This window comes from Amycolatopsis sp. NPDC045836, from assembly GCF_056431745.1.
Genome location: NZ_JBWKKF010000005.1, coordinates 478,264 through 487,956, shown reverse-complemented (window position 1 = coordinate 487,956; position 9,693 = coordinate 478,264). Strand labels below are relative to the sequence as shown.

The window sequence follows — 9,693 nt, the reverse complement described above, 5'->3', positions numbered from 1 at the left end:
CGGCCAGCCGGGACGGGTCGATCTTGCTGCGGACGGTGCTCGGGCTCTGCTCGGTCAGGTAGTCCAGCGCGGCCAGCAACTGGTCACCGCGGCTGGCGGGCTGGTCGTAACGGCTGTTGGTGTCGATGGTGATGACCACGAACCCCTGCGAGGCCAGCCGGCGGCCCATCCAGGAGATGCTGGACTGGGTCGCGGTGTAACCCGGCGAGATGGCGAGCGCGCCGTAGGTGCCCTCGCTGGTGCTGGTCGGGTAGTAGATGGTGCCACCGCCGAAGCCGGAAACCAGGCTGGAGACCGTGCTGGTGGCGGTGGCGAAGGGACCGGTGGCGGCTTCGATGCTCGCCTCGGTGGGGGCGGGTCCGCGTTCGTAGGGGTTTTCGGCGGCACCGGCGGCGGGGGTGGTGAAAACGGCGGCACCCAGCGCGAGGGCGAGCGCGGCACCGGTGAGTCGTCTGCGCACGAAAGTGCTCCTTCAGGACGTTCGTGACAAACCTGGATCGACTGTGGCCCAGGACACCCGAGCGGGTAGGCCGAACCTACCAGTCGGTACGGCCATTTGGACACACCGCAACGTTGTTTCGAAACCCGCTCCCCACCTCCGGGGGAGGTGCTCACCGGCCGCCGGGGCGACGCGGGCGCCGGTGTGCCACTGGGCGAGCACCTGACCGATCAGGCAGGATGACCACATGGGTGAAGCTGAGCCGGTGCGCGGCGACCAGGCGCTGAGCAGAGTCGAGGCCTCCACCGGTACCGCCGTCCTCGAGCGCCACGACGAGTCGGTGCTGCTGCTGCGCGTCACCGGTGCGCTGGACCTGGCGCTGGCGCCGAAGGTCGAGCAGCTGGTGGACCGGGCGGCGCGCCTGCGCCCGGCGGTGCTCGTGCTGGACCTGACCGCGGTGGACTTCCTCGCCTCGTCGGGCATGGCGGTGCTGGTCAAGGCGCACCGGCAGCGGGCCGAACCCACCGAGGTCCGGGTGGTGGCCGCCGACCGGGTCACCCGGCGGCCGCTGGAGATGACCCGGCTGACCGACGAACTGGCCGTGTACCCGAGCGTGCCCGCCGCGATCACCGGCCGATGACCACCGAGGTTCCCGACGCGATCGTGCGTGCGCTGCTGGCTTCGCTGACCGACGACCGCGATCAGCCGCTCGCGCACGCGGTGCGGATCTACACCGCACGGGCCGGCGACGTGCTCGCGCCCGCCGAACCCTCCTCCGGCCACTCCACGGACTCCACGGACCTCGTACGGCTCACCCGGGAAGTCACCGGCCGGTGGGCCGAGGCCGGGACCGCGCAGGTCGAAGTGTTCGAGCTGGACGCCGGCGTGCTGGGCCGCGAAAGCCCGGACGGGTGCGCGCTCGCCCTCGCCACCCGCCTGTCCACGGGTGAGCTGCTCTGCGTGGTGGCGCTCGGTGGTCCGGCGCTGGCCACCCGCGGTCCGCGGCGCCTGGCCGGGGTGGCCGCCGGCCTCCGGCTGGGCGAGTTCACCACCGGCGGCGACCTCACCGGGACCGTGCGCGGCTTGCAGACCGAGGCGAAGCTGGTCGAGACGCTGCACACGGTGGGCACGCGGCTGACCGCACAGCTGGACATCGATCGCCTCGTCCAGGACGCCACCGACGCCGCCACCGAAGCGACGGGCGCGGCGTTCGGCGCCTTCTTCTACAACCTCATCGACCAGTACGGCGAGTCGTACACGCTGTACACGCTCTCCGGGGTGCCCCGTGCGGCGTTCCACCGCTTCCCCATGCCGCGCAACACCGACGTGTTCGCCCCGACCTTCGACGGCGCGGGCACGGTGCGCAGCGACGACATCACCGCCGATCCCCGGTTCGGCCACAACGCGCCCCACTTCGGCATGCCCGAAGGGCACCTGCCGGTCCGCAGCTACCTCGCCGTCTCCGCGGTCAGCCCGACCACCGGCGAGGTCCTCGGCGGCTTCTTCTTCGCCCACCCCGAGACCGGGCGGTTCAGCGAGCGGCACCAGTTCCTGGCCGAAGGGATCGCCGGATACGCGGCGATCGCGCTGGACAACGCCCGCCTGTTCGACCGCGAGCGCAACCTGGCCGCCGAACTCGTCCGCAGCATGCTGCCGGTCGTGCCCGAAATACCGGGCCTGCGGATCGTCACCCGGTACCTGCCCGCCGCCAGCGGGATGAAGGTCGGCGGCGACTGGTTCGACGTGATCGAACTCAGCGCGGGCCGCACCGCGTTCGTCGTCGGGGACGTGGTCGGGCACGGGGTCACCGCCGCCGCGGTGATGGGCCAGGTCCGCACCGCGATCCGCTCCTACGCCCTGCTGGAGCTCTCCCCCTCGGAACTGCTGCGCAACGTGTCGCACCTGACCGAGAGCATCTCCGAAGCGAAGTTCGTCACCTGCTTCTACGCCGTGCACGACCCGGCCGACGACAGCCTCACCTACGCCAACGCCGGTCACCTGCCCGCCGTGCTGGTCCACCCGGACGGCGAGCCGGAGCAGATCGGCGAGGCGCTGGCCCAGCCGCTCGGGCTGGGCCGCGAGTTCCCCCAGCGCCGGGGCGCGTTCCCGCCGGGCGCCGACCTCGTCCTCTACACCGACGGGCTGGTCGAAAGCGGCACCCCGGACCTCGACGCGGGGATCGCCCGCCTGCTGGGCGCACTGGCCACCGTACGGGTGAGCGCGGACACCGGTGCCGCCTGCGACGCGCTCATCGCGGACCTCACCGGCGGCCACCACGACGACGACATCGCCCTCCTCCATGTCCACCAGGAGCGCTGAAACACCATGACGGTCGACCCATCCCCCGAGGACGTGACCGCGCAACCGCACGAGCTGCGGCACCGCGTCGAGGCCACCGCCGAGCACATCGCCGGTCTGCGCGGGGTGCTCAACACCTGGTCCGCGGGCATCGGCCTGCCACCGGAGCAACGGGAAGACCTGGTCCTCGCGGCCTACGAAGCCCTCGCCAACTCCGCCGAGCACGCCTACTCCGACGGCGTGAGCGGCGTGATCGACCTATACGCCCACCACGGCCAAGACGCGGTCACCGTGACCGTCACCGACTACGGCACCTGGCGGCCACCCCGGGCCGAACCCAGCTGGCGCGGCCGCGGCCTGAAGTTGATCGGCACCCTGGCCGAGCACAGCCGGGTGGTCCGCGGCGACGCGGGCACCACGGTCACCATGACCTGGCCGCTGCCCGGGGCGTAGTCCCCCGCCGAAGCGTCGTACCACCCACCATTCCCCGCGTCGCCCGCCTCCGGCCGATGCGCACCGCGGCGGTCTTCAGTGTCTTCAGTGTCTTCAGTGTCTTCAGGTCCCCCGGATGACCTCGACCAAGCTGGCGAAGCTGTGCTGCCCGTGCCCCGCCTCGACGGCCCGGCGGGTCAGGGTGCGCACGGTGCTCACCAGGCTGTCGTCGAGGCCCAGTTCCCGGGTGGTGGCGGCGAGGTGGTCCATCAGCGGGGCGTCGAGTTCGAGCCATTCGCCGTCGCCGGGGTAGTGGCCTTCGTCGAGTTGCCCGGCGTAGTCGGTGATCACCTCGGCCACCGTCCCCGCCAGCCAGCCGGTGATCAGCGGCGACACCTCCGCCGCCCGGATGCCCGCGGTGCCGAGCAGGGCGGCGGTCTGGATGAACCCGGTGAGCGTGGCCCACGCCAGGTTGAGCAGCGCGAGGTCGTAGAGGGCGGCGGTCCCGGGATCCGGTCCCAGGTAGACCGCCCGGCCGAAGGCGGTGAGCCGCTCGCGGTGGCGTTCGAAGACCTCGGCGGATCCACTGTAGACGATCACCGTCGCCGGGTCGCCCACGTGTTCGGGGTGGGCCATCAGCGCCCCGTCGAGGTACCGGCCGCGGGCGGCGAGCCGGGCCGCCTGCTCCCGGGTGCCGGAGGTCAGGTTGACCACGTCCCGCCCCGCGGGCTGCCCGGCGAGCGCGGCCTCGGCGGCGGTGTAGTCGTCGGCGCACACCAGCACGAGGTCGTGCTCACCGCGGGTGGTCGCCAGCGCCGCCCGCAGGGCGTCGGCGCGGGGATTGGTACCGATGACGATGTCCATGCCGAATAACCTACACGATGTAAGTTACAAAATGTAGGTTATCCCGCGAACACGCCCACGACCACGGCGACCGCGGCGGAAACGGCTTGGGCACGGGAAATCCGGTCGGCCGCCACCGCCGTGGCCAGTCCGTCGACCGCGCTGTGGACGGCGATGAGCTGAGCCCGGCCCGGTTCGGCGTACGGCCGGAACGCCGCCTCGAACTCCCGCAGGTACACCGCCTGCGATTCGTCGCGGAAGTTCCTGGTCTCCTCGGTGGCGGCCAGCGCGGCGCCCACCTCGGCGCAGCCCGCTCCCTCCGCGGCCACCGTCTCGATGTAGGTGGTGCTCAGCACGCGCGCGACCGCTTCCAGCGAGCCGCCCGCCGCCGCCAGCGCGGTCCGCAACCGCCCGGCGAGCCGCTGGTCGAAGTCCGCGTACATCGCCATCAGCAGCCCTTCACGGGTGCCGAAGTGCTCGTAGACCACCGGCCGGGACACCCCGGCGCGCTCGGCGAGGCTCACCAGCGTGAGCGCGGCGGTGCCCTGCTCCCCGCTGAGTTCGAACGCGCGCTGGAGCAGGAACCGCCGCCGTTCGGCCTTGGGCATCCGGGTCGCCGTCATGGCCGCATGGTACGGCGGGCGAAGCGCGTCCTAGGCGGACCGCGCACCAGGGCGCAGGCCGTCGAGCACCACCGCGATCGCCTGGTTCGAACCGGCGCGCAGCCGGGCCCGGCGGTCGGCCACCGCCGTGCCGATGAGCAGGTCCAGCACGTCGGCGACCTCGACGTCGGGCCTCACCGCACCGGCGTCCTTCGCCCGCGAGAGCAGGGCGCCGAACTCCTGGACGAAGTCGCGCCGCAGCTCACCGGGCACCGCGATCGCGGCACCGCCGTCGAGCGCTTCACAGCGCCTGGTTGAGCGCGATTTCGCCGGCCAGATGCGCGAAGTAGCCGCGGAACGCCTCCCCCGGCGGGGTGCCGTCCGCCGACAGCTCGCGTGCCCGTTCGGCGAACCGCTCGACGCGGCCGGCGACGACCGCCTCGAACAGCGCCGCGCGGGTGGGGAAATGCCGCCGGGCAACAGCGGGGTAAGTGCGCCCACCGCGGCCGATACACGCTCGTCCGCGTTCACGGGTCACGCCGGATGCTTGAACCACCCACGATTCGTCCGCGTTGCTCCGGCGGAACGGCCACAGTGGACTGACGCGTTCGTGCGCGGCTACCCACCGGTGAACCGGCTCGGCACCTGGAACCCGCCGATTCCCCGTTCGAGCAGTTCGGCCAGCCGCAGCGGGGTGCGGTCTTCGAACATCGGGCCGACGAGCTGCACGCCGACCGGCAGGCCCTCGGCGGACCGGCCGGTGGGAACGGCGGTGGCGGGCAAACCGGGCATGGTGGCCAGGCCCGCCCAGACCAGCTGGTCGAAGTAGGGGTACTCGACGCCGTCGATGTCGATGCGCCGGTCCAGCGGATCGGGGCGGTGGTCGTGCGGGAACGCCGGCGTCGGGGTGATCGGGCACACCACGGCGTCGAACTCGGCGAAGAACCGCCGCCAGCGGTGGCGGTGGAGTTCGCGGCGGTGGTTCGCCTCGAGCCAGTCGCGGTGGCTGAACACCATGGCGCGCAACCGCACCGCGTCAAGGCTCCGGTCGTCCGCGCTCAGCCCGGCGACGCGGATGCGCAACCGTTCGAGCGGATCCGTGGGAAACCGCGCCACGGCCCCCGAAATCAGCAACTGCAGGTAGAGCGTCGCGGCTTCGGCCAGGTCGGGCAGCAACGGGCTGCGCCGTTCGACGCGGGCACCACCGTCGGCCAGTGCGTCGGCCACCCGGTTCACGCCCGCCCGCACGGCGGCGCCGGTCGCGATGAGCGGGTGCTCGTCGAGGACCAGCACCCGGAAGTCGCTCAACCGCTCGTGGCGGGCGGGTGGCAGGGCCAAGCGGTGCGCCACGCCGAGCGTCAGCGGATCCGGTCCGACCATGACGTCGAGCAGCAGCGTGAGGTCGCGGGCGGTGCGTGCCATCGGACCGGCCACGGCGAGGTCGTGCTCGACGGGCAGGACCGGCTCGGACGGCGGTGTCATGCCGCGGGTGGCCACCAGGCCGAGCGTCGGCTTGTGCGCGTGGATCCCGCAGAAGTGGGCGGGGGTGCGCAGCGAGCCGGCGAGGTCGGAGCCGATGGACAGCGCGCCGAACCCGGCTGCCAGTGCCGCCGCCGACCCGCCGGAGGACCCGCCCGCCGTGCGGCCGTGCTCCCACGGGTTGGCGGTGGTGCCGTAGATGTCGTTGAAGCTCTGGATGTCCTGCAATCCCAGCGGCACATTGGTCTTGCCGAGCACCACCGCGCCCGCGGCCTTGAGCCGCGACACCTGCACCGCGTCCTCGGCGGGCAGGTGGTCCCGGTGCTGCGGCAGGCCCCAGGTGGTGGGCAGCCCGGCGACGTCGTACGACTCCTTGACCGTCACCGGGACGCCGAGCAGCGGCCGGTCCTCACCACGCGCACGGGCCTGGTCGGCACGGCGCGCGGCGACCCGCGCCCGGTCGAAGTCCGGCACGCAGACCGCGTTGAGCACCCCGTCCTCGCGCTCGATCCGGGCGATGGCCTCGTCGGTCAGTTCCGCCGAGGTCACCTCCCCGGCGCGCAACGCGGTGACGAGTTCTCCGGCTGATCGATAGCTCCACTCCATGGAGCCGACGCTAACGGGACTCCACAAAGGACATAAAATCCCGGATCGCGCAACGGGCGGAACGCGGGCGCACCGTGGCCGCCGAGGTCGGCGCCGGGCACTCCGGCGCCGACCTCGGCGGCCGAGCGCGATCCCGGCTCAGATGAGGTAGAGCCACCACTTCTGGCTCGCCGAGCTGCCGGCGTGGGGGCCGGTGCAGTCGTACCGGTATGCCTTGCCGGACAGCACGTACTGGAAGCCCGCGGTCCGGCAAGCGGACTCGGTGGGGAACTTGGCGTACGGGTCCTGCGCGGCCGCGGTGCCCGCGCCGGCCAGCAACATGCCCGCTGTGGCCGCGATCGTCAGAAAGCGCTTCACTGGTGTCCTTCCTCCCGGTCGAAACGTTGATGATCATCGCACATTCAGGCGTAGATCGGGGCGACGTCGAAGTAGACCCGGTAGTCGTCGATCCGGTTGGCGGCGTCGACGTGCCAGATGGTCACCGCGGGGATCGTCACGGTCCGGCCGTCCAGCCGGTCGTACTCCACCGTCAGTTCCACGATGGTGTCCGGCCCCTGGCACCACTCGCGCACCACCGTGTGCCGCAGCGCCTTGATGGTGCCGAAGAACGCCCGCACCCCGGCCTCGATCCGGGCGGGACCGACCATCGGCTCCCCGTTGGCGAACACCATGCGCCCCTGCTCGCCGAAGAACCCGGCGAAGGTGGCAGCATCGCCGGAATCGACTGTTTCGAAGACCTGGGAAACGAACCGGTTCGTCATGGGCGGACAGGATACGGCGGTGGAGGTGCGGTGCCGGTCGAACGACCCGTCGCGGGTGGCCCGGCCGAACGCGAGATCGACCGCACCGGGCGGCGGTACGCGGTGCTGGTCCGGACCGCGGTGCTGCTGCTGGCCGCTTCGCTGACCCTGTTCACCACGCCGGTCGAGCGGTCCGCGCCGGTGGTCGCCGTGCTCGCGCTCTGGAGCGCGTTCTACCGGCCGCGGGCGGCACGGGTGCTGGTCGCCGACACCGCCGTCATCGCCGCGGTCTGCCTCGCCGCCCGGTGGATCGACCCGGCGGTCCTTTCGCACGACCGCACCAGCTGGGTGGTCGTCGCGGTGTCCATCACCGTGGTGTGCCACCAGTGGCTCTGCGCCCCGGTCCCCGGAGCGGTGCTCACCGTCGTGCTGCTCGCCGCCTACCTGACCGGCACGGCCGTCGCGGATCCGGATCGCTGGCCCGGCCTGCTCCCGCTCTGCGCGTGGATCCTCGCCGAAGCCGCGTTGTCCCGCGGCCTGCGGGTGCTGGTGGTGCGGGCGGGCCGCGCGGTGGACCGCGCCACGGCCGCCGGTGCCCGCGCCCGCCGGGCCACCGAGGTCGCCGCGGCCCGCCGCGCCGACGAACGGGAACACCTCGCCGCCATGCACGACACCGTGGCGGCGACCATGCTGGCCGTCGGCACCGGCATGGTCACCGGCCGCGAACCGTGGCTGGCCGAACGCGCCGCCAGGGACCTGGAGGTGCTCTCCGGCCGGCTCGGCGTCCCGGACGGCCGCCTCGACCTGACCGAGCTCATCGGCGAACTGGCTGGGCGGAGCCGGATCACCGTGGACCTCGCCGCCCCCGGCCCGCTCCCGCTGCCCGCCGGGCCCGCGGTCGCCCTGTGCCGGTCGGCGGGTGAAGCGCTGGAGAACGTCGCCCGCCACGCCGGGGTGACCTCCGCCCGGATCACGCTTTCCCACGCTGACGACGTCGTGCGCCTCGAAGTCGCCGACAGCGGACGGGGGTTCGACCCGGCGACGGTTTCCCCGCATCGCCGTGGCCTGGCCGCTTCGGTCGTGGAGCGGATGACCCGCGTCGGCGGGCTCGCGACCGTCACCACGGCTCCCGGCCGGGGCACCCGGGTCCACCTGGAGTGGCCGCATGGCTGAAGCCACCGTCGCCCAGCTGTTCCGCGTGCTCCGCCTGGCCACCCTGCTGATCACCCTGATCTTCCTCTTCGCGCTCGACCTCCCGCTGCTGCTGGCGAACGCGGCGGCCTACCGGTCCTTCGCGGCCGAGGTGGTGGCGTTCGCGGTGCTGGTGCTCGTCACGGCTTTCGCCGGCGTCCGCGTCTGGCGCGACCGCCCGCTGGGCCGCTGGCGCTGGCCGGCGCTCGCCGCGGTGTTCGGCGCCTCGGCCACCGCGGTTTCCGCCGTGCCTGCGGAGTACGTGGGGACCGCGACGGAGTGGTCCAACGGCACGATCGGCTGGCTGTGCCTGTTGCTGCTCGCCGACCGCAGCCCACCGGCGGTGCTGCTCGCCCTGGCGGCGCACCAGGTGTTCAGCTTCGGCAGGCTGGTGCTCACCGGCGACGGTGACCGGGAGACGCTGGTCGACCTGGCGATGATCACCGTGCTGGTGCTGGGCTGCCAGCTCACCGTCGCGGTGGCGACCGCCGCGGTGCGCCGGCTGGCGCAGGTGGCGTCGGCGGCCGCCGAGCAGGAGGAGCGGGCGCACACCGCCGAGGCGGTGGCCGAACAACTGCACCGCGACCGGCGGCTGCGGTTCGCGGACCTGACCACCACCACGGTTCCGCTGCTGGCCGGGCTGGCCGCCGGTGCTCCGGTGACCGACCGGACGGCCTACGCGGTAGAGGCCGCCCGGATGCGGCGGCTGTTCGCCGAGAACGACGACGTCGAGGATTCGCTGCTGCACGAACTGCGGGCCTGCGCGGACGTGGCCGAACGCCGGGGGGTCCGGGTGTTCCTCGGCACCTGGGGTGAGCGCCCGGCGCTGCCCGTGCGGGTCCGCCGGGCGCTGACCGAGCCGGTGCTGGCCTGCCTCGCCGCCAGCGGCGGCCAGGCCAGGGTGACCGTGCTGGGCGCGGCCGATGCCGTGACGGTCAGTGTGGTCATCGACGCCCCGCCGCCGGAATCCGCCCGGTCTTCGGCGGGCGTCACCGTCACCCGCCGCGAATCCGGCGGCCGGTACTGGGTGGAAGCCCATTGGTCCGGCGGTCCGGCCTAGCCG

General features: G+C 72.9%; 13 protein-coding genes. 5 read left to right on the top strand and 8 right to left on the bottom strand.

Features of this window, described 5'->3' with window-relative positions; all coding sequences use genetic code 11:
• Window positions 1–460, bottom strand: a 460-nt coding sequence (locus AC07EG_RS12090) for a poly(ethylene terephthalate) hydrolase family protein (protein ID WP_478253073.1), incomplete at its 3' end; no start/stop codon positions are given.
• Between the two features lie 226 nt (window positions 461–686).
• Between AC07EG_RS12090 and AC07EG_RS12085 the strand changes: the two genes are divergently transcribed.
• From AC07EG_RS12085 to AC07EG_RS12075, 3 genes are read left to right on the top strand one after another with little or no spacing between them, the layout of a single operon-like run.
• Window positions 687–1,079 carry an STAS domain-containing protein gene (locus AC07EG_RS12085; RefSeq protein ID WP_478253072.1) on the top strand — a complete coding sequence of 131 codons (393 nt, stop codon included), beginning with the start codon at window positions 687–689 and terminating at the stop codon, window positions 1,077–1,079.
• On the top strand, window positions 1,076–2,758 hold the full coding sequence (locus AC07EG_RS12080; protein WP_478253071.1) for a PP2C family protein-serine/threonine phosphatase: 1,683 nt from the start codon (window positions 1,076–1,078) through the stop codon (window positions 2,756–2,758). The genes AC07EG_RS12085 and AC07EG_RS12080 overlap by 4 nt, the downstream gene beginning before the upstream one ends.
• 6 nt (window positions 2,759–2,764) lie before the next feature.
• Entirely contained in the window at window positions 2,765–3,190 is a 426-nt protein-coding gene (locus AC07EG_RS12075) for an ATP-binding protein (protein ID WP_478253070.1), read from the top strand.
• Window positions 3,191–3,292: 102 nt separating this feature from the next.
• Here AC07EG_RS12075 and AC07EG_RS12070 read toward each other — a convergent pair whose 3' ends face one another.
• From AC07EG_RS12070 to AC07EG_RS12040, 7 genes are all read right to left on the bottom strand, one after another.
• The gene (locus AC07EG_RS12070) at window positions 3,293–4,033 is read right to left on the bottom strand and encodes an imine reductase family protein (protein WP_478253069.1); all 741 of its coding nucleotides are present in this window, start codon (window positions 4,031–4,033) and stop codon (window positions 3,293–3,295) included.
• Between the two features lie 38 nt (window positions 4,034–4,071).
• Complete coding sequence (locus AC07EG_RS12065) at window positions 4,072–4,635, bottom strand: TetR/AcrR family transcriptional regulator (RefSeq protein WP_478253068.1); 564 nt, start codon at window positions 4,633–4,635, stop codon at window positions 4,072–4,074.
• Window positions 4,636–4,665: 30 nt separating this feature from the next.
• Complete coding sequence (locus AC07EG_RS12060) at window positions 4,666–4,887, bottom strand: SbtR family transcriptional regulator (protein ID WP_478253067.1); 222 nt, start codon at window positions 4,885–4,887, stop codon at window positions 4,666–4,668.
• A 28-nt stretch (window positions 4,888–4,915) separates the two neighbouring features.
• Entirely contained in the window at window positions 4,916–5,152 is a 237-nt protein-coding gene (locus tag AC07EG_RS12055) for a hypothetical protein (RefSeq protein ID WP_478253066.1), read from the bottom strand.
• Between the two features lie 80 nt (window positions 5,153–5,232).
• Window positions 5,233–6,699 carry an amidase gene (locus AC07EG_RS12050; protein WP_478253065.1) on the bottom strand — a complete coding sequence of 489 codons (1,467 nt, stop codon included), beginning with the start codon at window positions 6,697–6,699 and terminating at the stop codon, window positions 5,233–5,235.
• A gap of 138 nt (window positions 6,700–6,837) precedes the next feature.
• The gene (locus AC07EG_RS12045) at window positions 6,838–7,056 is read right to left on the bottom strand and encodes a hypothetical protein (protein ID WP_478253064.1); all 219 of its coding nucleotides are present in this window, start codon (window positions 7,054–7,056) and stop codon (window positions 6,838–6,840) included.
• 44 nt (window positions 7,057–7,100) lie between these two features.
• Window positions 7,101–7,460: a nuclear transport factor 2 family protein gene (locus tag AC07EG_RS12040; RefSeq protein ID WP_478253063.1), complete on the bottom strand. Its 360-nt coding sequence runs from the start codon at window positions 7,458–7,460 to the stop codon at window positions 7,101–7,103.
• Between the two features lie 30 nt (window positions 7,461–7,490).
• On the opposite strand from AC07EG_RS12040, the gene AC07EG_RS12035 reads away from it, so the two are divergent.
• Window positions 7,491–8,612, top strand: coding sequence for a sensor histidine kinase (locus AC07EG_RS12035; protein ID WP_478253062.1), 1,122 nt, complete (start codon window positions 7,491–7,493; stop codon window positions 8,610–8,612).
• A complete protein-coding gene (locus tag AC07EG_RS12030) occupies window positions 8,605–9,690 on the top strand; it encodes a hypothetical protein (RefSeq protein WP_478253061.1) in 1,086 nt (361 codons plus the stop codon). The genes AC07EG_RS12035 and AC07EG_RS12030 overlap by 8 nt, the downstream gene beginning before the upstream one ends.
• Window positions 9,691–9,693: the final 3 nt, after the last annotated feature.

Coding starts and splice junctions, on each gene's coding strand:
- AC07EG_RS12085 (WP_478253072.1), top strand. CDS start 687: ATGGGTGAAGCTGAGCCGGTGCGCGGCGACCAGGCGCTGAGCAGAGTC.
- AC07EG_RS12080 (WP_478253071.1), top strand. CDS start 1,076: ATGACCACCGAGGTTCCCGACGCGATCGTGCGTGCGCTGCTGGCTTCG.
- AC07EG_RS12075 (WP_478253070.1), top strand. CDS start 2,765: ATGACGGTCGACCCATCCCCCGAGGACGTGACCGCGCAACCGCACGAG.
- AC07EG_RS12070 (WP_478253069.1), bottom strand. CDS start 4,033: ATGGACATCGTCATCGGTACCAATCCCCGCGCCGACGCCCTGCGGGCG.
- AC07EG_RS12065 (WP_478253068.1), bottom strand. CDS start 4,635: ATGACGGCGACCCGGATGCCCAAGGCCGAACGGCGGCGGTTCCTGCTC.
- AC07EG_RS12050 (WP_478253065.1), bottom strand. CDS start 6,699: ATGGAGTGGAGCTATCGATCAGCCGGAGAACTCGTCACCGCGTTGCGC.
- AC07EG_RS12040 (WP_478253063.1), bottom strand. CDS start 7,460: ATGACGAACCGGTTCGTTTCCCAGGTCTTCGAAACAGTCGATTCCGGC.
- AC07EG_RS12030 (WP_478253061.1), top strand. CDS start 8,605: ATGGCTGAAGCCACCGTCGCCCAGCTGTTCCGCGTGCTCCGCCTGGCC.